Origin of the sequence: Endozoicomonas sp. ALB091 (assembly GCF_049310265.1) — a bacterium.
In the GTDB taxonomy this organism is placed as follows: domain Bacteria; phylum Pseudomonadota; class Gammaproteobacteria; order Pseudomonadales; family Endozoicomonadaceae; genus Endozoicomonas.
In genome coordinates this window covers 414,762-436,436 of the sequence record NZ_JBLYNQ010000007.1, presented here as the reverse complement: position 1 = coordinate 436,436, position 21,675 = coordinate 414,762, and the positions used below count along the sequence as shown (strand labels likewise).

At 45.4% G+C, this 21,675-nt stretch carries 16 protein-coding genes and 1 pseudogene; 8 read left to right on the top strand and 9 right to left on the bottom strand.

Annotated elements, in window-relative coordinates; translation table 11 throughout:
* Positions 1-75: 75 nt before the first annotated feature.
* Both ACO6UX_RS14005 and ACO6UX_RS14000 read right to left on the bottom strand, forming a co-directional pair.
* Positions 76-1,284, bottom strand: a complete 1,209-nt coding sequence (locus tag ACO6UX_RS14005) for an NYN domain-containing protein (protein ID WP_422448545.1) — start codon at positions 1,282-1,284, stop codon at positions 76-78.
* A gap of 88 nt (positions 1,285-1,372) precedes the next feature.
* Positions 1,373-1,591, bottom strand: a complete 219-nt coding sequence (locus tag ACO6UX_RS14000; protein WP_422449558.1) for a helix-turn-helix domain-containing protein — start codon at positions 1,589-1,591, stop codon at positions 1,373-1,375.
* Positions 1,592-1,967: 376 nt separating this feature from the next.
* Between ACO6UX_RS14000 and ACO6UX_RS13995 the strand changes: the two genes are divergently transcribed.
* From ACO6UX_RS13995 to ACO6UX_RS13960, 8 genes and pseudogenes are all read left to right on the top strand, one after another.
* The gene (locus ACO6UX_RS13995; protein WP_422448543.1) at positions 1,968-3,026 is read left to right on the top strand and encodes a Tn7 transposase TnsA N-terminal domain-containing protein; all 1,059 of its coding nucleotides are present in this window, start codon (positions 1,968-1,970) and stop codon (positions 3,024-3,026) included.
* Between the two features lie 26 nt (positions 3,027-3,052).
* On the top strand, positions 3,053-4,474 hold the full coding sequence (locus ACO6UX_RS13990; protein ID WP_422448541.1) for a DDE-type integrase/transposase/recombinase: 1,422 nt from the start codon (positions 3,053-3,055) through the stop codon (positions 4,472-4,474).
* Entirely contained in the window at positions 4,474-5,157 is a 684-nt protein-coding gene (locus ACO6UX_RS13985) for an ATP-binding protein (RefSeq protein ID WP_422448539.1), read from the top strand. The genes ACO6UX_RS13990 and ACO6UX_RS13985 overlap by 1 nt, the downstream gene beginning before the upstream one ends.
* Positions 5,158-5,286: 129 nt before the next feature.
* Positions 5,287-5,601, top strand: coding sequence for a hypothetical protein (locus tag ACO6UX_RS13980; RefSeq protein WP_422448537.1), 315 nt, complete (start codon positions 5,287-5,289; stop codon positions 5,599-5,601).
* Between the two features lie 15 nt (positions 5,602-5,616).
* The gene (locus ACO6UX_RS13975) at positions 5,617-6,375 is read left to right on the top strand and encodes a TniQ family protein (protein WP_422448535.1); all 759 of its coding nucleotides are present in this window, start codon (positions 5,617-5,619) and stop codon (positions 6,373-6,375) included.
* Positions 6,376-6,885, top strand: coding sequence for a hypothetical protein (locus ACO6UX_RS13970; RefSeq protein ID WP_422448533.1), 510 nt, complete (start codon positions 6,376-6,378; stop codon positions 6,883-6,885). It begins immediately after the preceding gene.
* Positions 6,886-7,575: 690 nt separating this feature from the next.
* Positions 7,576-8,009 (top strand): annotated as a pseudogene (locus ACO6UX_RS13965) (PolC-type DNA polymerase III); the annotation flags it as partial.
* Positions 8,010-8,078: 69 nt separating this feature from the next.
* Positions 8,079-8,210 (top strand): hypothetical protein, encoded by a 132-nt coding sequence (locus ACO6UX_RS13960; protein ID WP_422449575.1) that lies wholly within the window; start codon positions 8,079-8,081, stop codon positions 8,208-8,210.
* A gap of 5 nt (positions 8,211-8,215) precedes the next feature.
* On the opposite strand, the gene ACO6UX_RS13955 is transcribed toward ACO6UX_RS13960, so the two are convergent.
* From ACO6UX_RS13955 to ACO6UX_RS13925, 7 genes are all read right to left on the bottom strand, one after another.
* Complete coding sequence (locus ACO6UX_RS13955; RefSeq protein ID WP_422448531.1) at positions 8,216-9,421, bottom strand: PcfJ domain-containing protein; 1,206 nt, start codon at positions 9,419-9,421, stop codon at positions 8,216-8,218.
* 148 nt (positions 9,422-9,569) lie between these two features.
* Positions 9,570-10,472, bottom strand: a complete 903-nt coding sequence (locus ACO6UX_RS13950; protein ID WP_422448529.1) for a hypothetical protein — start codon at positions 10,470-10,472, stop codon at positions 9,570-9,572.
* Positions 10,472-12,112, bottom strand: coding sequence for a DUF3696 domain-containing protein (locus ACO6UX_RS13945; protein WP_422448527.1), 1,641 nt, complete (start codon positions 12,110-12,112; stop codon positions 10,472-10,474). Before ACO6UX_RS13945 ends, ACO6UX_RS13950 begins: the two co-directional genes overlap by 1 nt.
* Positions 12,113-12,123: 11 nt before the next feature.
* The gene (locus ACO6UX_RS13940; RefSeq protein ID WP_422448525.1) at positions 12,124-15,303 is read right to left on the bottom strand and encodes a DEAD/DEAH box helicase; all 3,180 of its coding nucleotides are present in this window, start codon (positions 15,301-15,303) and stop codon (positions 12,124-12,126) included.
* A 115-nt stretch (positions 15,304-15,418) separates the two neighbouring features.
* Positions 15,419-16,582, bottom strand: coding sequence for a restriction endonuclease subunit S (locus tag ACO6UX_RS13935; RefSeq protein WP_422448523.1), 1,164 nt, complete (start codon positions 16,580-16,582; stop codon positions 15,419-15,421).
* A complete protein-coding gene (locus ACO6UX_RS13930; RefSeq protein ID WP_422448521.1) occupies positions 16,579-18,156 on the bottom strand; it encodes a type I restriction-modification system subunit M in 1,578 nt (525 codons plus the stop codon). Before ACO6UX_RS13930 ends, ACO6UX_RS13935 begins: the two co-directional genes overlap by 4 nt.
* A gap of 14 nt (positions 18,157-18,170) precedes the next feature.
* Positions 18,171-21,551, bottom strand: a complete 3,381-nt coding sequence (locus tag ACO6UX_RS13925) for a DEAD/DEAH box helicase family protein (protein WP_422448519.1) — start codon at positions 21,549-21,551, stop codon at positions 18,171-18,173.
* Positions 21,552-21,675: the final 124 nt, after the last annotated feature.

Genomic DNA, 21,675 nt, shown 5'->3' with positions numbered 1-21,675 from the left:
ATAATGTTAAGAAATAGCCCCTCTCATTTCTGGATGATTGGGGTTTTTTTAATCATTTTTACGAGGTTGAAGAGGCTATGGTACCCCTTGCGTATCCTGTAACAATTTCGAGAATAGATCCTGAGGGTATTTGTTAAAAGTCATGGTTTGAACAACGGCATAGCTCAAGGTTTGCTGGTTGTTTTGACAGGCATTATGCAGTCTGGAAAGCATCGCCTGATCAATTTCCTGAAGATAGTTTTTCTTATGTTTTAGTTGGTAGCACTGTGTTGCGGGGCTATTTTTCGGATCTGTGTGAGAGATATCAAGCAGGTGACTTTTATAAAGTAAGCTGGTTACCTTTTTTGCATCTGTTTCAGAGATTTGTCCTTTGCTGGTTTTTGCCAGAATGGCAGGGAAATCTTTTCTTGGCAAAGGAGAAAGTGTGGCTGCCAAGGTCAATGCTTTAGTGAGTGTGTTTTTTTCAATTTGTGGCCATTGTAGTTTTTTCAGAATCTGAAGATAGGTTTCTGCGAGTTTTTCTTTGTCAGGCTGAGGTTGTGTAGGTGGCTGTAACTGTGTTTGTTGAGTTGGAGTGACTCTATTAGCAGCAGTAGCAAGGCTTGCTTGCCAGCACTTCCTCTTCTCATGCAGGCTGATTTCTATGGAGTCAATATCCTTGAGGAAATCGGTAAATGAGGTGAATCCAAAGGCTTTTTCATTGAAGGCGCTGTCAATTGAGATCAGACGGGTTTTCAAAACGGAGCAGTCAGCTGCGCCATCAAAAGTTTTGAGAGTACGCAAGGTAAGATCAATGGCTTTTTTCAGTTCTTCAGAACGGGTATCAGCATCCAGGCTTTCTGGTGTGTCTGTGAAAATATAGCGGGTGCAGGATGTTTTTACCGACTCACTGAGAGGAGAGCGAGGGCCTACTCCAATAACTTCTTTGCCCATCTCCCTTAATCTTCGGAACAACGGTGAGAAGTCAGAGTCACCGGTGGCCAGGACAAACCATTCTACATCCGTAAGCCGCAGGGCGCTTTCCATTACATCAACGGTTAACTGAATATCCGATGAGTTTTTTCCGGCAACGGGATGATAGTTGTGCATCAGCTCAAAGCCCTGACGATTCAGGTCTGCCTGAAAACCCTGAATGTTAGGAGTGTTCCAGTTACCATAGGCCTTCCGGACAATTAGCTGGCCAGTCGAGCTGAGCTCTGTAACCAGCTTTTCGGGGCCTTTTTCCTTAAGCCAGTGGGTAAGGTTTTCTACATCAATAAATGCGGCGATTTTTGAACGGCTCATGTTGAGCTGTCATCCTTGTTGAATATTGGTGTTATTGAGTTGGAGTGAAGTATATGTCTGGAGTTGTTTGGATGGCTAGTAATCTGACCTAATGTTTCTTTTCCCTGTCTTTCAATATCTGCTCAATATTTGGATCTATACGATTCATGTCTTCCAGCTCAGTACCTTCAAAAAGTGATTGTGGTGAAATTCTCAATGTGTTGCAGATCTGCCAGATCGTTCCAAGGGTTGGATTCCCTTCATTGAGAATTTTGAACAGCTGTTGAGGAGTTATGAGTAGCAGTCTGGCTAGTTCTGACTGAGTCATAAATGAGTCGGATCTTTCTGTTGAGGGTGTTTTTTTTAATGCTGAAATGAGGTTGCTACGAACGGTTTTGATGAACCTGCTCTTGCCTGGCTGGTCAATATTCATAACGAGTCTATACTTTCAGCATAAAAGCTGAAAGTTGTGCTTATTATAAGGTATTAGGTCTGTTTACCTAACATTTACACTTTAGATACAGTTAATATTTAACTTGCTGTTTTTATTGATAAGAAAATTATCTGTATGGGATGTTAGCCCATAATAACACCTGCTTGATTTTAAAGTCAAACTTCTGTTTTGAGAAAAGGCAGTTGAGATGATTAAAAAAATTGTGAAATCTGAAAAATAGGATAACAAAATTAAAAAATAGGAGTCTGCGTTGCTATCAGATGAAGAAGTGCTGTTGTATTGCAAGTCGAGAGGTGTGACTGAATCCGGGTTGGCGATGGTAGCGCTTATTCTGTCTTCCGATCCTGCCCGAACTGTTAAAAGCAACGCATACACCACATCTGGACGATTTGTAAGCCATAAGAATGGAATGATCATCCAGTTTGAGAGTCTTCACGTTGAGCTGTCGTATTTGCTGTTGGCTGAAATTAATCCTGACATCACTCTTTTCAGGTGCCAGCCTCGTAAATTTAAAATCAAGGCTCCTGATAAAAATGGAGTGTTGAGATCAATTGACTACACCCCCGATTTTTTTGTGATCAGTAAAGACTTTATTGGTTTCATTCAGTGCAAGGACTCTGATGAAACAATTATTAAGCTTAGTCAAAAGCATCCAGGACGTTATCAGCTGGAAGATGGCGACTGGATGTATCCTGCCATTGATGAAGTTCTTGAAGGCACTGGTCTTGGTCATAAGTTCTTCATCAGGAACCGTGAGAAAACTATTAGAATTGATAACGCCTGTCATGTTGCTGATTTTATGAGAGGAAGATCATCAGCGGTTGATGAGGAACGACAGGAAGCTGTGCTTAAAACTGTTCGTGAACAGCAAGTGATCTCGGTATCAGATCTTCTGGGTTATCACGATTCAGTTAAGGTTGATGACATTTTATGGATGGTTGGGCAGGGACGATTGCTTGCAGATTTGGATAACGAGCGTTTATCAAGGCCTGCTAAGTGCCATTTGTTTGCTTCTGATGAGGTGAAAAGAAGTTTCATTAACAAGCAAAGGTCGATGGTTGCTTCTGACCTGTTGTTTTCGAATGTCCATGAAATAAAAGTTGGTAACCAATACCGTCATGGTGATAGCTATTGGAGGGTGCTGTCTCTTGATGCCCCCAGCAACTCTGTCATGGTTGAAGTGATTACTGGTAATGATCAGCCTCGTATTGACCACTATTCATATAGCAATTTTACCCTTCAGGTGAAGACCGGAGCCCTGCGCCAGGTGTACGTAATTACCATAGGCGCTATAAAAAGGCACAGATAAGGTTCGGTTGTGGTTATTACGGCCTGTTGGATGATGATGCTGGCAAGGGTAATCGATCGAAGAGGTTTTCTCAGCAGACTGAGGAGCTAATTGAAAAGTATATTGAGACCGAATTCAAAACGCCCACGGTTAAAAATATTAGTGATGTCCATGCGAGCTTTGATGCTGAGTGTGCGGAATTAGGTATTGGTACTGTTTGTCTGGAAACATTCAGGCAGAGAATTCTTGCTCATCAATCGCATAAATTAGCACTGCCTCGTCATGGTTCAAAAGCTGCTAATAATTTGCGGCCGGGTCTGGATCCCTCAATTGATACTTCTGATCCTCATGGTGAGCGGGCATATCAGAGAGCGCATACTGATCATACGTTGATTGACCTGTCTACTTTGAGAGTTCTGAGTGCTGAAGAGGCTAGAGAGCATATCAAAGCAAAGAAAAAAAATGTGAATCGAATCTGGCTTTCATTGATGATTGATGCCTATAGCCGCGCACCACTTGGAGTTTATTTGTCTTTTGATAACCCGTCACGAGCCAGTTTGATGATGGTGGTTAGAGATTGTGTACGACGTAACGGGCGGCTCCCTGAAGAGCTGGTAGTGGATGGTGGGGCTGAGTTTAAAAGTGTGTACTTCCAGAAACTTTGTGCCCGATATGGTGTCACGATCATAGATCGCACAGGTAAGGCGAAAGTCGGTTCGTTGATTGAGCGGATGTTCGGCACTCTTAATACCTCCTTTTTTTATAAAATGGAGGGCAATACACAGAATACCAGAAATATTCGCCAGATGAGCAAAGAGGTTAATCCTTACCGGTTGGCACTTTGGAATATCAAGAGGCTTAAAGAAGCGCTCGAGAGTTTTCTTTTTCAGCTCTATATAAACCAAACTCATAGTGCCATGGGGATTTCTCCAGCCACGGCTCTAAGTGAGAGTATTGAAAAACATGGCGTCAGAGATGTCAGGAATATTGAATACAGTGAGGAATTCCTGGCATTGACACTCATTGAAGACAGTCAGCTGATGCGAAAAATTCTGGTTAGCAGAGGGGTGAAATTTAATAACAAGCTCTTTTCGCATAAGAAGCTTAATGATCCCAAGTGGGTTGGGAAGAGTGTCCCGATCCGTTATGACCCAATGGATAATAGCTATATCGCAGTCTGTTTGGGGGGGGAGTGGATTCTTGCCTGTCGCCGTGAGCAGGAAGATAAATATCACGATGTTTTTTCTCGTGAAGAGATCAGTGCTGCACGCTTTTTTCAGACGAAATCGGCAAATGATGTCGTGGAAAGCCATCAGGCAGCCCAGTCCCTTGTGAATAGCAAGGAAGCTCAGCTGAAGGGGGAGATTGAGCGTGAAGCTGAGGTTGTTGTTCAGACTGAATTAAAACCCTCAAAAGGGTTGTTCAATAAGAAGATGGATCCATCAAGCCATAAACCGGAGAAATTCTAATGGCAAAGAAAGCTGCCTTATCACCTAAGTGTGCTGTCCCTGAAAGTATTCTTGCCAGCGATTCGAAGAGCAGGAAAAGCTACTTCAAAACGGAGGGTATTGTCACTCATCCGCGTTTGACGGAGGTGTCAGAAGCGTTGGACCTGGCTTTGGCGTCTGACGCAAATCAGATCATCCTTATCCCAGGTGCTACCGGGGTCGGTAAATCAATGGTGCATCACAGGAAGTATGAAAAGCTGGAAGCTCATTATGCAACGACCCTGGAGGAGAATTGCCCGGAAATACCGGTATTGTATGAAGAGGTGAGAAGTCCTCGCAGTAAGAAGTTCGAGTGGGGCGCTCTTGCCAGATCGATTCTGATTCAGTGTGTCGATATTGGTATGACCAGACGGAATTTGATGCTGAGTGACAGCTCAAGATTTCCCATTAAAGAAATGCAGAAAGTACTTGCCCGTAAAAACTCGGAGCAGGAGTTGATGAGCGCGATGGAGGAGGCGATTGAGTCTCGCCAGGTGCGCTATTTGTTTGTAGATGAGGCGCACCATTTTCTCATGAGTTGTAGGGATGAGTACCTCATGAATCTCTATATGGAAACCCTGAAGTCCATCTCCAACAAGGGGGAGCTCAAGCTGGTTATGGATGGGAATTATGAATTATTGAGGTTTCTGGAAGGAAGTGGGTAGCTGGCCAGACGAACCAAAGTCATTAATTTCTCACCTTACCTTGCCAGTTCAAGTGGCGATATTGAAGCTTTTGAAGAAGCATTCCTTTCTTTGTTTGCTTTTTATCCGGCGAAATTATCCGACGGTGTTATGGGTAGGCTGGAAGATCTGTTTGTTGGTTCCTGTGGTTGCGTGGGCATATTGAAACAGTGGATGGAGAGAGCGCTCAACCGTGCGCTTAACGACAATAGAGATTATGTCAGCTGGAAAGATTTTGAAGTAGAGCGCTTGGAGCCAATAGCGCTTAAGCGCATTGCCAAAGATATCAGGGCGGGTGAGGCCTTGATTAATTCGGTAAGTATGGATGAGGTCTGGAGTATTCTGATGGGGGAGCCTGAAAAAGAATCGAAATCTGGCTCGACAAAGCCTGGTGAGCGCAAGCCTGGCAGGGATAAGGTAGCGTAAGGAGGTACGTACTTCATGAAGGTTTCGAGTAGTCGTTTAATTCCAGTCAAAGGGATTTCACCAGGAGCGCTTATGGTAGAGGCGCTGAGTAGTCTGATAAACCGGATTTCCTTGAAGAACTTCTGTAGTCCAAGGTTTTTCATCGACTATGTGGTAAATCCTGAAGCTGGTTTTGGGGCTGCCCGAAATTCGTTATTTTCCAAAGATGGGCTTTCGGTGCTGAATAGTTATCGGAATCATGCCAAAAAGTACGGTGAGGCTCTGTCGAGACTTACTGGTATGAAAGGTCTGGAACAACATACGATGATGCCGTTCAGGGGGCTGTTTGATTCAATGGGTAAAGGAGTTATCCGGCAGGAAAAACATTGGTGCCCTGAGTGTTATCTGGATGCTATACGACAATCAACGCCTGTTTATGATCCGCTGGTTTTTTCCCTTATGGAAGTGAAAAGCTGTCCTGTTCATCAGTTGAGGCTCGTAAGTAAATGCCCGGATTGTGGCGCCACCCAGCAGGCGCTTCCTTCATCAAGAAGGGTTGGCTGGTGTACTCAGTGCGGTGGTTTTCTCGGTTATATGGGAGGTGAGGCCAGAGAGGTGACTTCCAGGGAACAATATTTTTATGACCTTTTTGAGTGCCGTCATCAATTGTTGGAGATTGATGTCAGTCAGGAATTTAAGGATGGGGTGATGATGGTTGTCAATCGTTCCGGGTGCGGTGCTGTGACAAAGTTGACCGAAGCCGTGTGCTTCTCTGACAGAACGATTTCGCAATGAGTGTCTGGTCGTTATCGACCAACGCTGACCAGTTTTCTTGATTTTTGCCTGGCAGTGAATGTTTTGCCGTCACAGTTACTGCTGAATCATCAGGATATTGCACCGCAGCTGACTGAGGCCAGATTAACTGTTCGAAAAGTGTTTAACTCGACACTGGAGATGGAGGAGATTGAAAAACGACTGCAGACCTATGCTTTATCAGAAAAAATTACGCCATTGCCGGAAATTGCCAGCAAGCTGGAGGTGGGTGTTAGTTTTCTTTCTTATCATTTGCCTGAATTGACTCGTGCTCTGGTGCAAAAGAATCAGGGCTTGCGAAAGGTAGAGAGTGATAAGCGATACCATCAATTTACTGACCAGATATTGAAGATCATCGTAGATCTCGAGAAGGAAGGAGTTGTGCCCAGTTATAATAATGTCAGATGTCGTATGGTTGAGTATCATGGATTTCGATACAAAGATTTCACTCGATTATGGGGGCAGGCCATGAAGGAGTGGCAAGCCAGCTAAGCTCATATCTCGTCACTGAACGTTTCTATTCTACCTCCCGATTTTAAAAAAAATCTCATTAAGCGCTCAGATTAGAGTGCTTTTTTTGTGTGCCCAAAATTTACTCAAGTGCTTGGATGAAATTAATAATGAAAAATCCAACATAAATATCGCGAAAGTTCCCAGTATAAAGTTTCGGAAAGTGCAGAAAACAGAAGATGAAAGTTCAAACTCACAAGCATAAAGTTGCCGAAAGTTCAAAGAATCAAGAAGTAGATTTGGTGGTTACCACCATAAAGACGAAAGATGGGGGGGTTATGCTAAAAGTCACATACTGGTGTCCGTGATCACAAAAAGTGTCCGCCTGTTTTTCAAAATAGTGTCCGGAATGCCCTGTGAGTCAGGCATTCTAACACCATTTTTTTCATAAATAGTGTCCGCTTCCTCTATTTTTGTCAGGGTATATGTCCGGAAAGTTTTCGATAAACGTGTCTGATAATATTTCAACAAAGGTGTCCGGTTTTTATCAATGACAGACGTTAAGCATATTTCATTCTGTGGTAATTCTTTTATTTGATGTAATATCAATATGTTATAGTGTGTGGTTGTGAGGTTTTCCTGAATATTGTTGCGGCCTTGCGGTAATCTGGCAGTAAATATCATTAGGAATACTCATTTCCAGGGAATGATTTATATTCAGGCTAAAGACTGATGAGCCATAAAAACGCAGATACCGTTGTTGTCCTGGATTTTGAGACAACCGGATTGTCGCCCAATATGGGTGACAGAGCCATAGAGATCGGTGCAGTTTTGATCGAACATGGCAGGATAACTGACCGTTTTCAGCAGCTAATGAACCCGGGTTTTCTGATTAATGGCTTTATTTCCAGTTATACCGGTATATCCAATGCCATGTTGAAATCCGCGCCGGATTGTTTATCGGTGATCCGGGAGTTTGCCAGCTTTGTGGGTAAACATAACCTGGTGGCTCATACGCATCGTTTGACAAAAAGTTTCTGGATAATGAGATGGTGCTGGCAGGCTCTGCATATTCCGGTGCCTTTGCCTGCTCAATGCTGGCAGCGCGGAGACTATACCAGAACGCTCCCGACCATAAACTGGGAACATTGGTGCGATATAAGCGACTACCGACTGATGGTGTTTTTCACCGGGCACTGGCCGATGCGGAAATGACCGCCCATCTATGGTTACGTATGCTAGAAGACCTGGGGGAGCAATATCAACTTTTTGACGTACCGTTTAACCTGATGCAGAAACTGGGGCGTACGGCAAAAGGTTCGGTGCATACGTTTCTGCAAAAGCAGGTTCGGGCAGAGCCTGCCTGAGTGCGCTATCCCGGTTCCTGACCCTGGTATTCATTGATGACCTGCTGAAACCAGCTATCAATCACTCCCCTGGCTTCATTTGAGGCAGTTTTGTTACAGGGGCCAGCAACCTGCTCAATTCTTAAAGGCCGACCATTATTCATGGTAATACTGATAGTGAGGCATTCAGGCGCTTCCATATGATAGATATAGTGAGTGCCTGCTTGTACATTTCGGACATAAGAGCCGACGCAGTGTTTCATTTTTATGCCTTCTTCCCGTAGTGCTTCAAAAGTCAGAATCGGTTTAATCCATTCAGTACCCGGGTGTGGTGGTAACGGAAACGGGAGCGGATTATCCTGTTCATCGAGAAGGATAAACCTCTGGTCGATGCCATGACGGTTACGTCTTGCCATTTCCCGATCATGGATTCGATTAAGCTCTGCCTCAGAGTTGCAGTTGGCCAATTCTCTATTCAGGGCAAGATCCATGCGCAGGCAATCCTGAATGATATTTATCAATCGAGCCCTTGCCCAGCGGCAGCCCATGCTTGCCAATAGTTCAAGCAGGCGTGAGTGAATCAGCTCCGGCATGGCGATCATCACATCAATATGCTCCTGCCGGATAACTGGCAGATGTCGTAGTTTAACCAGGTAGGCTGGCGTTGTGATAATAGACAGAAGTTTACTGGCGAAATATCGCTGGATGGATTCAATCTGAATTTTTTTCACCAGACGGTTCAGGGATTTGCTATTTGACATGCCCATGGCGGCAAGAATCTGATGCTGCTTCATGGCCAGCATTTTTCGGGCCGTGGACTCGTCAAGCTTATGGTTGATACAGAAATCAACCCAGTACCACAGAAGCACCGGGTTGCTGAAAAACAGATCCCGAGCTTCCTGCCATTGGGCTACCAGTTTCAGCACAAAAAATTTATGGGCACCAAAAAAATCAATGTTGCGCTGGACTTCTTCGGGGATGGTATTCAGCCAGTACTGAATATCCTCACAGTGCGCCATGGAAGAGAGGTCAAAAGCGATGGAGCTATGAAATTCCGGCTGTTCCACCTCATGATCAATAATGGAAACCCAGTCCAGCTTTTTCTGCCAGCCACCCACCACTATTTTGCAGGGATAATTCAGGTAAGGTAAACAGTCGATGGTAAGGCTGTGATGGGAGTCGCACCAGGTGAATTCTTTTTCTTCAGGGAGTGAAAGGGCGGTATTTTGCATAGACGCGTTATAGTCCTTTTAAGTGCTTTTCCATTGAGTTCATGGACTCTCTATAAATCATATCTTCCAGAAGAATTTAGGTATTCTACTCTATAATGTCTGACGGCTAAGTCGTAATCAGATATCGTTATATGCTGTCTGAGCGTGATTAAGCTTGAGAGCAAATGGTAAAGTTGTTGCCTTCTATGAATTGATCCCATTTTTTCTGATAGATTCTAGGCTTCATCAGAAACGCCTCATCAGTATGGACCTCCTTTTCAGATACTCCAATCCCGTGTCCAGTGGAAATACCTCCATGCTCTGTAAGGATACATCGGTTGTGGAATACATCCCCATTTGGAGTTTCTTCCAGCTCATAGACCTTCACATCAAGAGACATGCCAGTCTCAATGCCCTCAAGAATCGCCTTCTTTACGAAAGAGGCGTTTGGAGATTTGGTATGTTGCTTATAAAAAAGTTGAACGTACGGAAGCCTGCTGCTGACTCTATGAATAGACATGTTGTTTATTAAGTAGGTGACAAGGTCGGTTGCTTCATCAGTCCAACCATAAGGATCAATAATTACTACTTGTTTTGTCGATAGCCTAAGCATGTTATAAACGGCTTCAGAAAATCCTTTTTTTGTTCTGATGATATCTTTCTGAACTTCATGGTTCCAGGGGCTGTCAGCGTCGTACATACTATCTGGTGTCAAGCTGTGGTCAACGCCAAGTGATTGTTTAGAAAGAATAATGTTGAAGGGAATTCGGCTGTTTTCTATTAATACCTGATGCTCCCATTCATCGTCATTGATTGCGGTATTCTCTCTAACTACCAATGTCTCTAACAGTTTTTCAACCATTACGACATAGCGTTGACTTTGTAAAGACTGGCTATCTGCGGGGCCATTTCTCAAAAAATAGCTTCGAAGTTTACTCGAACGGGTCTTTGGAAAGCAGCTGACAACTCTGGGGCTTCCCAAGCCATATTCTCTCAGAAACTCTGTGTAATCTCGCTTGGTTAATGCCCAATAAGAGAGTAGAGATGGGGCAATAGCATATTCATGAAGCATTACATCAACTCCTCTCTACGTTCAGCAAAGAACCCCTGAGGCCAGCGGTCAATAAATTCCCCATCCTCATCAATGCGTATGTGCTTAACTTTAACGCCATTTTCTGAGGGATCCAGATAAATAACCGATACATCATTCGGGTTAACACGCTGGTACTCTAATGGAAGCTCCTGTTCTGATGTCTCTCTTATTCGTCGTAACAACCTCAAAATAAGGTGCTCACTATGCGTCTCAACGAGAAATGAATGCTTGTGCCTGTTGGAGAGAAAAACATCGGCGAGTTGGACCTGGAACCTCGGGTGAATATGTAACTCAGGTTGCTCAACGCTGACTAAACCAATATGGTCATGATTGGCAGCAACAACGATTGGAAGAACCTGGGATATACCGGTACCAAGCTGATTTGCTGAGAGCAAAATATCAGAACGCAACTCCTTGAAGAAGATGCTGCGTTTGTTAAGCAGTTCAGAAAATTGACTATTACTATCCAGTCCTGCTGCTTCAGCAATGGACTGATTCATCACCTCATAGCCAGTATCCAGCTTATCCGGAGAGGCAAACCAGTTGCTGGTCTCACGAAGTAGTCTTGCCGCTTCCTTATTACTGTCAGGGTTTTTATAGAGCAAATCCCATGCAGCTGCTCCGTCCACCCAATCAGTTTGTTCTGGATGGGGATTAGGCACGTAGTCATTGTCTGGCACCAAACGAAGAGGTCCAATTTGTATACTCTTTTCAAGGTATTCCAGAAGCTTGTCCAGGGGCAGGACGAATGCTTGGCTTAAGACCTGCCGAATAACCAGAAAATTAAAGTGCTCTTCAATATCATCAATATCCTGCCCATTAAGGTTGGTGAGCATCGGGTAACCCATGTAGGGGATAGCCCCATTTCTGCAGGCCACACTAATCGGACCAATACGACTCGGAACATGAAGACCTTCATCCTCTTCATCTGCTTTTGTTGTTTTTGCAAACTGAGAGGGGTTGAGACTATCTAAGACATATTCAAACTCAGTATGATACTGGTCAGCCTCAAGTGGCTCCCTTTCATCCTCTTCACCGTATTCTGATTCGAGCCAGTCATCTGTGTTGTAGGGGATAAGCAATGGGTGAAGTGTGTTCAGAGCCTGAATCGCAGTGTTCTTTTGGTCTTCAGATGAAGAAATGCAGCCAATATAAGCATCATTTATCCATACTCGGTAAAACTTGACAAACGCTTTCTGATAACGCTGTGACCAGGCTATTTCAAACTCAACGGCACCAGTATCTATACTGCCTCCGAAGTCTTCCATTAACAGATATGAACTCTGAATATGGTTGGACATATCAAAAACATCAGCACCGTAGTGTACAAAAGGTGTTTTACCAGGTTCAAAGTCAAGCTTTATTTTGATGTTTTTCTTCAGATCCTGACCGTGAACCAATGCTCGGAATCCACCAATGGTTTTGCTGCCCAACGCATCTAGCTTCTGTGGGTCACAATGTCCCTTTGCCAGAATTTGCTGTACATAGGCCAGTGCCATCAGGATGGAGCTTTTGCCAACGCTATTAGGTCCAAAAAGCAAGGTCACCGGAGCTAGATGAATAGTCTGGGTCTCTTTGAAAGAGCGAAAGTTTGTCAGTGCTATCTTTGTCAGTTTCATTGCTGATTTTCCTATTCTGATCCAACCACTTCCAGGTCCGCCATTGTGGTTTTCTTAATATACAGTGCTGTACTGCCCAAGAGCTTAAGGCCCTCCTCGGTAATCGATCTCCGGCTTAACCCCGGCTGCACAATGACCACATGGAATTTTAAAGATGTTGTTCTGGCACGGTCGCGAATGGCTGCCAGATCACGAATTTCTCCTTTGAGGAACCGGGAGTACTGCGGTTGCCAGTGCGCCTCACGCTTTTTTATATGATGATATAGAGATTGCAGGTTGAGATGCTTCCAGCGAATACAACGTTGTGCCTGCCCGCAAACCTCGTAAAGATCTTTGAGTCTCGCACCAGGATCATTGGCACTTGAGTATTTTGCATGAATCAGAGTCAAAAGAATTTCGTTATCCAGTGCTTTCAATGCCACCAGATCGGCCGACTCCCCCGAGCCATCGTCATTTATAATAACATCGTAGTCTGAAAGGATATGATCAAAGTAACGCCATTGAATTGAGTCCCTTTTTCTCTGCTTACCCATGGACTCTTTACGGATATCTGTTCCATCCCAGTCCATGGTCGAGATATTTTCTGCTGAATATAGGCCAGCATTTTCACCTACATGTACGATACGATCATTATAGGAAAATGCACTGTCGGTGTAATAAATCATGATGGGGTCGGACATCATGAAATCTGATAGCGGCTCAGATACAGAACTCCCTTTTTTGATGGAAATTCCGTCACCTTCGACCAGTTGATAGTCAAAACCACGGGAGTTAATGTTTTCATCAATCACCAGTTTATAGACCGAACGCTTCTCCTCGCTGGAGAAAACCAATCGAACGCTGCCGTCTGCTTCCTTGCCGTCAGTTTCCAGATCTATCATATAAAAGGGGGCGGAATGATCGGCAAAGAAAAACTCAATTTTATCTTCGTATGTAGTTAACAGTTGTTCGCCCCATTGAGCAGATATCGGGTGGCCGGAGTATGGAGCCTTAAGTGCTTCAGGTCTCAGAAAGTGCCGGGTGATATTCTGTTCGTCAGTGTGTTCAGCAATGATTTTGTCCCAGACATCTTTTACCCATCTACACCAGTCGGCAATGGAGCCACCTTTCTGTGGTGACCAGACTTTGCCTTTGCGCTGAGAGCATCCCCAGATAACCCGGTTACCGTTTTCATAACCCAAAGCTGCAATATTACTCAAACTGGATTGCGAGGCTTCGATTAATGAAAGACCATCGGTGACGTTGGAGCCGAAGTATTGAGTAAAACTGATTGAGCCAATTTGGGCCGCGCCCAGGTTTCTGGCCAATGGGTATTCGATACCATTGAAGACGTTGAAAATTTGTTCACCATTTACGAGTCGACAATGGCCTTCACACAGCGACTCTGCCATTTTTTCAACCCTAAACAGCTTATAATCATTGGAAAATACAAATAGTGCCTGTCGATCTTGATCCCAGTGGGCAATCAGAAGTTTATAATTAGTGTCTTTTAACTCTTTGAAAGAGCCCCACTTGACCGGCGCTGCCTGTATGGCAAGAATCACCAGCAGCTTCTTCTCCTCGGAAATGGCATGCCAGTACTGCTCAAGTTTGGGCAGGTGTTCTGTAAACAGCTCAGGCTTCCATTGTTCACAGTGGGTATGAAAGAACATAGAGGTAAAGGAGGGCTCCAGGTTCCACAGGGAAATCTGGTTATGAAGATCTCCTTTATGCTTCAGTGATTCAACAACTTCTTGCAGTATCACTTCCCGTTCAATTCGTCTTTCCGATAAGCGGCGCAGTACACTATCCCAGTCAGCGCCTATGGCATAAAGGTTTTGAAGGTCACCCTCCACGGCCGGATCGGCAACATTCATAACCACACTGGCATGACGAATTGACTGATTGCTGGTACGAGTAAATCGGCCAATAAACTGCAGTGTGATTGCAAGGCTTTTATGATGATCGTGCAGAGCAGCAATTTTCAGGTTAGGCAGGTCATAACCTTCACCAAGCATATCCACACAGATCACAATTCGGGCATGGCGAGATAGCAGATTGTCGAGCCGTTTGGAGACCTCTGTTTTTCCATAGTCAGAGTGGATAACGATGGGGTTAAACTCAGGAGCTATCTCCTGGTATAGAGCCTGTAATGACTCCGCTCTTGCTTTTTTGGCAGTGCGAGCCATCATCAGGTGATCAAGGTTCTGGCTGATATCTTCCCGTAACCGATTAACGGCGATTTCTGCGATTTTCCTGTCGATACGTTCTTCGTAATACTCTTCAACAGGGATAAGTTCTACATGGGTAAAGTAGCCAGCACGTTGGGCTTCTCCCATGGTGTAACTATAAATAATTCGCCCGCCCAGGGCTTGCCTGTCATTCCGAAAAGGGGTGGCCGTGAACTGAATAACCCGCTTACCGTCAAAACGGTCACGGATATCCCGCCAGGATTTTGCAGAAATATGGTGGGCTTCATCGACAAAAAGGTGAGAACACCGCTGGCAGAGCTGGTCAACGGCATCCGGATCACTGGCTGAGAAAACATTGGGAAGCGCAATAATTACATTGGCACTGTCTGCCAGTTGGTGGGCATGTTCAATGCTCCTTATGCCTGATTCTATAATCGCAACAGAAGGTAGCTGAATATTACCGGGAATAACTCCCATTTCAGGCAGAAATCCCAGAGAAAAAAACTTACGGGCTGTCTGGTGGCGCAATGATTTGGAAGGGACGATAACCAGAACCTTTTCACAGCGCTGATAGACCAAAGTAGCCAGCATGGTTTCTGTTTTACCGGTTCCGGTTGGCAAAACAATGGTTGCAGGTTCAAGTTGACGATCGGTTGCAGACCAGGCAGAGATGGCATGGAGGGCGCCTAACTGAGGTCTGCGTAACCCCATTTCATGGTGTTCCTGATTTTCCTCTTTGAACTGAAACTGACCTCGCCAGGATTGGCGTATATCATCAGGGTTAGAAGCCACTTCACGATCCGGGAAGTGTTCCCATACCAGTTGGGTATCTTCTGTTAAGTCTTCAAGGTTAAAAGGCCGCTTTGCTTTGAGAACTGCAACACCTTCGGGACAGCGCCCCTTGAGTTTCGGGTTTTTCAGGTATAACTGATTCAGAGTCCCGGCAAGCTGGCTGGTAAGTTTGAAGTAGCCTGGGTACTCAGAAACCTGAACCTGAACAGTCAGGGAGACTTGTCGCACAAGCTGCTGTACAACAGCGTTATCACCAATTTTTTGCTTAGGTGAAAATTTTGCGGGGAGCATGATTGTGACTTGTAATGGCGCAAACAAATCCATTTGTGGTTAATGTCCTAACTTACAGCTGGCCGGAAAAGGCTTTTTGGCTTAGTGATTTAAAGAGTTCATCAATTTGATCAGAGCTGCTATTCATTTGACCTAATCTGTTAAGAATGGTCAGCTCAATCTCCTGATACTTTACTTGTTCCTCAATGGGAGGAATCAGGATTTTTATATCCTGCATCTCTTGGGCATTGATATTTGCCATACCCACAATGCTCTTGCACATGTTCATCAATGTGCGTTTGCCATGTTTGGAGTTCAGGTATGCGGAAATGTAGTAGGGGTTGCCCTTTTCATTGACGCGTGCACGAATCAAATAGCCTGCCAGAGCCATTGGGTAGTCAAAAGAGTAAACAGCAGTCTTGCCCACTAACTCGCGTGAGTTGGTGCGGTTGAACACTAGATCTCCTTTATGAGCAAGGTACTTTGGCTGTTCTTTTTCAGACAAGTCTACATATTTAAGATCATCAAGATTCCACCGACCTTGATAAGTGATATTGCCCATTCTGAGAACGGGGTATTCGCCTTCTGTCTCTGAAGCTTTGGCTGAGGTTCCGTACTTGGCCTCCTCTAGCAGATCCCGGATAGAGCCGACTGGGTAGCTCTTAGGATTGCTTATAGGGTCACCAAACATCTTCAAAAACACTGCTCGAAGGAAGTCATCAGCAAGGTTAATCGCTTTCTGGCGCTTGCGGCGAACTTCATCGGCCTCATCGAGGATGGCGGCGATGCGTTTTTGCTCGTCTATGTGCGGGAGAGGAACTTCTAAATGACGAAGAACATCTAAGGTGATGCCCTTAACAGTGGCCCCCTTACCTTGCTCTTCAAGATATTTTGCTTTTGACTCTAAAAAACGCAACAAATACGGTTTGAATATTACGGTTTCGTCCTTAGCAATCAGAGCTTTGAGGTCTTGGTTGATTGCCATGTCAACAATGTTTAATGCGACTTTTCCAAGCGCCATTCGAGTAGGGATAATGATGTTTCCAGCTGGTATTACATTGGTCGCAGACTTGGATACACCAAGCTCTGTAATATAATCAGCAGTAACTTCCAATCTGGTGGTTTTGAAATCCTTGACCGAGGCCCAGGGTATATCCCCTCCCCAATACCCAGGGTTGCTTTTGCTGGGTGTTCCGCCGCCAATGATATCAACTAAATTTCCCAGTAAGGCACTCACAGCATGCCCTCCAGCTTTTTCAGGTCAGCCAAAATTTCTCCTTCCAGAGAAATTAAGGCTTTCAAAATATCTTCAGGTTCATCGTACTTCTGCTCTTCATAAACCTCTTTCTTGTAACGATTAATGGAGAGGTCATAGCGGTTATCGATAATATCTGCTGCGTCAACCACAAAAGCCTTTTTAGTCTTATCGCCAAAGACCCGATTGATATCCTCAGCAGAAGCATTAGCTTCCAGTAGCTTGCGGTATTCCTTCCATTGAGCAATAGCATCCGGCAGGTCATTGCTGTCTTCACCCTTCAACTCATTCCGTTTATCGTCCAGAGAATAACCATCCGCTTTCAGGTCATAGAACCAGACGCGCTCGGTTGAGCCACCCTTGGTAAATATCAGAATGGCGGTAGAGACGCCGGCATAGGGCTTAAAGACACCGGATGGCAGACTAACAATCCCTTCCAGCTGATTATTCTGAATCAGCCCCTGGCGCAGCTGCTGGTGGGCCTTACTGGAGCCAAAAAGCACACCGTCGGGCACAATCACAGCGGCACGGCCACCCAGCTTCAGAGCCCGCAGAATATGGGCAACAAACAGCAGCTCGGTCTTTTTGGTTTTCACCATACCCAGTACATCCGGGTTAGTATTACTTTCATCCAGGCTGCCCTTGAATGGTGGATTGGCGAGAATCACATCAAAGAAGTTCTCTTCCTGTTGAGGAAAGCTCTCCTTAATGGATTTGCTCAGGCTGTCCTGGTAGAGAATATTGGCACCATTCACGCCATGCAGAGCCATGTTCATGCTGGAAACACGCAGCATGGTGGTATCAAAGTCAAAGCCCCAGAACATCTGGCTGTTGATATGGGCGCGGAAGGGTTCCAACATATCACCAGAGAAATGCCAGTTGCCTTCCTCATCCTGCCAGCGACCACCTTCTTCTTCAGAACTTGAATGTTCCTGATTCAGGTATTCCATGGTTCGGGCAAGGAATCCAGCCGTACCACAGGCCGGGTCACAAACGGTTTCTGTTGGCTGAGGATCCACCATTTTGATCATGGCATCGATAATATGTCGCGGAGTTCGAAACTGCCCATTGATGCCAGCTGTGGTCAGCTTGCTGAGGAGATATTCGTAGATATCGCCTTTTACATCACTTTGAGTCAGGGGCAGTTTATCAACCATGGCCACTGCACTGACCAGTACGGATTCGTTCTTGATTTCAAGGTCTGCATCTTCCATGTACTCGGCAATATGCCCAAAACCGGTCTCACCGTCTTTACCCAGCTCGCTGAAAAAAGGGTAAACCTTGCCTTTCAGGTGTTTGTGTAAGTCTCTTCCAGAGAGGTTCTTGAAGTTCTTCCAGCGCAGAAGTTGTCCTTGCGGGGAAAGTGGAAATAGCAAGGGGAAGTCTTTGCCAGTTCGGGCAGCCTTTCGCTCGGCCACATCTTCCTGCATATCGAGCATGCGGGCAAAGATCAGGTAACTGATCTGCTCAATGACCGTTAATGGGTTGGTGATACCTCCAGTCCAGAACTTGGACCAGAGTATGTCGATATCGTTACGGATACTTTTGATTAGCATGCAGTCTTTCTTCGTTAAGTGGTCTGAGTGGGGTCAGATTGTATAAAAGGTTTCAACACAGAGATTAAGGTGCCCACATCGTCTGGTTTAAAGACCCCATCAATACCTTCATGGGATACCGTGGTAAATGGAGCGTCATAGAGTTTGTCTACAACAATACTGCCGTGCTGGGCAATGTAATTTTTCAACAGGTTCATAAAGCGAACCTGCTTTGCTGTGAGTTCCGGGTGATCATGGAGAAAGCTCTTGAAGTGCTCTTCTATGGCTTTTGGATCCAGCCCGATCAGTTCACGAATGGTTATCTGTAGTTTATCAGCGGTGCGACCATAAAACTCGTTCAGTACTTGCGGGTCAACTCCGGGATGACTGGTCAGTATGGTTGAGGTGAGGGTTTTCAGCTCACCTTCGGCAATGGTCTCACCTCGATGTATTTTCTGTAACGTCGGGTTCGCGGAGATCATATCGTCGAGAATGGCTTTTAAACGTCGACGGTACATCATGGCTTCATTGGCGCCAGTCACCTTGTATTCTCTGGTTTCTTCTCTGACGCTACCATCCCTGGTACTGGTTGATGGCTTGGAATAGAGGCCACCACCGCCACCGGACTGACGGTATTTCATAATCCCGCGTAACTCCCGGCGAGCGTTCTCAAGTTTATCGATACTCGGTGCCTGCCAGAACTGAGCGCTACGTACCTCGGCAATCACGCTATCCTTCTGGCGAACCGCCTGAATATTTACCGCTAATGTATCCAGCTCTGCCAGCAATTGATCTCGTCCATCTTCAAAACAGCTGGCTTGATCAACAAGACAGCGTTCAATAGTAGCGATCAGCTTGTCCAGCTGAATGGCAAATTTATCCCGCAGGGGGCGTGATGCCATCAGGGGCGCAATGGTATCTGCGAGGATATGTTGTGTTCTGGCATCCAGTTTTTGTAGCAGGTCAGTCTGCTGCAGCTGGTGGACCAGGCGCAGTTCACGTCGGACGGCGATACTGTCATCCGGAAGATCGTTAATATCGGCTCGCAGTAACTCAATAGCTGTATCAAAAGCTGCAACATGATTTTTCTTCAGTGCCTGCTGAGCCAGTTCCAGCCGGGCCTCAAAGGTTGTTTGAAGCAATGACTTTCCGCCCGTATCCTGTGGCTCTTTGTATACCTGATCAAAGAATTCAAAATTGCCATAATGATCGAAAATAAGAAATTCGGTTTTGTGCTTATCCGGGCCAAACAGGTTGGGACGCAATCGAGTGCCTCGACCGATCATCTGCCAGAATTTAACCCAGGATTTGACGGGTTTGGCAAAGACCAGGTTAACAATTTCCGGTACGTCGATGCCGGTGTCCAGCATATCGACGGAGATGGCAATGCGAAAATCATTGTCCGGTTTTTTGAACTCTTTAATCAGGCTGTCAACATGGGGGATTTTGTTATGGATCACCTTGCAGACTTTGCTTCCATATTGGGGGTAGAGTTCACAAAATAACTCCTCCAGGTGTTCTGCATGATCCTGGCGCTGGGCAAAAATAATGGTTTTACCCACCAGTGAACCGGTTTCGTCTTTGATACCGTTATCAATCAGGTTTTCCAGAATGATGCGGTCGGTATCTTTGCTGAAGATTTTTCGCCCGATATCTTTGCCGGCAATCCGGGTGTTTTTCGCTTCTTCTTCGCCCAGGTCTTCTTCCAGTTGCCGTTTCTGCTCGTCAGTAAGATCATTGTAATGAATGCCTTCGCGCAGGAACTCGGTGGTCAAATCTTTTGCCCGAAAAGGTACCAGGTAGGGTGGTTCATTCTCGATGGCCGCATCCAGGCCAAATTCAAAGGTGGGGTCAGTTTGATCACAGCCAAACATGGTAAAGGTGTCACGGCTGACAAACTTTACCGGGGTCGCTGTCAGGCCAACCTGCAGGGCATCAAAATAATCGAACAGGTCCCGGTATTTGTTGTAAATACTCCGATGGGATTCGTCGGCAATGATCAGGTCATAGAATCCGACATCCAGCTGGGCAAACCGATTCATCATGCCAGGATATGTGGCGATATGAATACGAGTTGACTGGTCGATCTTGTTGGTTTCCCCAATAATACATCGAGGTTCAGAGGGCAGATTTTGTTTAAACGCCTCGTCAGCCTGGGTTCTCAGTTCTTTTCGATCACAGAGAAAAAGCGTGCGCTTGGCCCATCCTGCGCGAATGAGTAACTCGGCCAGAGCAATGGCAACCCGGGTTTTTCCAGTGCCGGTTGCCTGAATGATTAACGCCTTACGACGTTGGTTTTGGAAGTGCTCGGCAACGGTTTTGATGGCTTCTATCTGGTAAGGGCGGTCAACAATTTTCAGGTCAGGATTGTGCTGCTCCAGATCTTTCTTACGGTAGTTGCGTTGAAAGATCAGCCCTTGAAGACTGTCTTTGCTGTAAAAACCATATATGGGGCGATAGGTATTGTACTGCTGATCATCCCAGATATAAGTTTCATAGCCATTAGAATAGAAAATGACCGGGCGCTGGTGACCCATTCGTTCCAGTGCATCGGCATAAAGCCGAGCTTGCTCACGGCCTGCCTGCAGGTTTTCATTACTGCTTCTTTTTGCTTCTACGACGGCCAGAGGTTGCCCATTGTCGTCCCAGAGAACATAATCAGCTTTGCCATACCCCTTGGGGTTATTGGGAAAGTCAACTTTATGCTCAATACCAACCTGGTCGGTATCTTTAACATCCCAGCCTGCTTGCAGGAGCATTACGTCGATCAGTAATTTGCGGGTTTTTGCTTCATCCCATTGCAGGCTGTTTGCCACAGACTGGCTTTGCTGCTGACGCTGTTGTATGCCAGGTGTGGCGGGTGGGTTCAATTTGCCAGCGTATTGAATACGTTCACGGTCAAGCTGATCCATCACCCGTTGTAGCTCTTCTTGCTGCTTTTCCAGCTCTTTCTCATAACTGGATACTGACTTCTTTAACTGAGCCAAATTGTCTTTTGGGTCAGGAATTTCTTTCAGAGGAGGAATATCATCTTTGCTCTTGCCATAGTACTTAATGGCCATATACATAGCCAGTTGATGGGCAGTACTGAGTGCCATTACAGCAGTGCGGGCATCACCCTTACCGCCATGGGCGGGTTCATTTCCCTGAATGCGTATGAAATTAATCTGATGTAATAGTGACTTGCTGACGCAATCCACAAATACAGGGTCGGAGACAAGGTCGTAAAAACTTGATCGGGGCATTCTTGGAAGATTCTCTTCCTTGTAGATAGCCTTTGTCATCTCTTCGACAAAGCTGCGTAGTCGAGTCAGTGTACTGCCTGGGTCAATATGAAGAACTGCTTCTGCTAAACCGGCAAGCATGGCCAGCGATTCATTGCCGGGGCGTAGAAACTCGAAGTTCACTGATTTCATGCAATTAATTCCTTCCATGACAGCACAGATAATCATTTCCACCAATACAGCTAATGAAAAAACGCTTTTTTGTGCTGTTCATTTGCAAACCCTGTAAATCCTTAAACCAGAATATTCTACTGTT

Coding starts and splice junctions, on each gene's coding strand:
- ACO6UX_RS14005 (WP_422448545.1), bottom strand. CDS start 1,284: ATGAGCCGTTCAAAAATCGCCGCATTTATTGATGTAGAAAACCTTACC.
- ACO6UX_RS14000 (WP_422449558.1), bottom strand. CDS start 1,591: ATGACTCAGTCAGAACTAGCCAGACTGCTACTCATAACTCCTCAACAG.
- ACO6UX_RS13985 (WP_422448539.1), top strand. CDS start 4,474: ATGGCAAAGAAAGCTGCCTTATCACCTAAGTGTGCTGTCCCTGAAAGT.
- ACO6UX_RS13980 (WP_422448537.1), top strand. CDS start 5,287: ATGGGTAGGCTGGAAGATCTGTTTGTTGGTTCCTGTGGTTGCGTGGGC.
- ACO6UX_RS13975 (WP_422448535.1), top strand. CDS start 5,617: ATGAAGGTTTCGAGTAGTCGTTTAATTCCAGTCAAAGGGATTTCACCA.
- ACO6UX_RS13960 (WP_422449575.1), top strand. CDS start 8,079: ATGCTAGAAGACCTGGGGGAGCAATATCAACTTTTTGACGTACCGTTT.
- ACO6UX_RS13955 (WP_422448531.1), bottom strand. CDS start 9,421: ATGCAAAATACCGCCCTTTCACTCCCTGAAGAAAAAGAATTCACCTGG.
- ACO6UX_RS13950 (WP_422448529.1), bottom strand. CDS start 10,472: ATGCTTCATGAATATGCTATTGCCCCATCTCTACTCTCTTATTGGGCA.
- ACO6UX_RS13945 (WP_422448527.1), bottom strand. CDS start 12,112: ATGAAACTGACAAAGATAGCACTGACAAACTTTCGCTCTTTCAAAGAG.
- ACO6UX_RS13930 (WP_422448521.1), bottom strand. CDS start 18,156: ATGCTAATCAAAAGTATCCGTAACGATATCGACATACTCTGGTCCAAG.
- ACO6UX_RS13925 (WP_422448519.1), bottom strand. CDS start 21,551: ATGAAATCAGTGAACTTCGAGTTTCTACGCCCCGGCAATGAATCGCTG.